Source organism: Staphylococcus sp. EG-SA-15, from assembly GCF_017151895.1.
GTDB classification, from domain to species: domain Bacteria; phylum Bacillota; class Bacilli; order Staphylococcales; family Staphylococcaceae; genus Staphylococcus; species Staphylococcus aureus.
This window is the reverse complement of record NZ_JACVZN010000167.1, coordinates 1-244: the sequence shown is the minus strand read 5'-3', so window position 1 is coordinate 244 and position 244 is coordinate 1. Positions and strand designations below refer to the sequence as shown.

Sequence of the window (244 nt, the reverse complement as noted above, 5' to 3'; positions counted from 1 at the left end):
CGTGTAAATGTTAAATTCTAAAACGGAAATACCCACCATCCCATTAAACCACTTTTTTGTTCAATCACTATGTTTCACATAGCTTCATTAATAAAACGAAATTGCTTCAACCCGCTTCAACTTCAACAGTATCGCAAGCCATCATGACAACGCTAAATTATATACACACTTAAAAGATAAACAAGGCTATATTGGTGCTGAAGAATTACAAGTATTTTTAGCAAATAAACCTGAAATTTATATC

1 pseudogene is annotated in these 244 nt (G+C 32.0%); it reads left to right on the top strand.

The features are described from left to right. Positions 1-118: 118 nt before the first annotated feature. Positions 119-244: pseudogene (locus IDG64_RS14895) on the top strand (globin domain-containing protein); the annotation flags it as partial.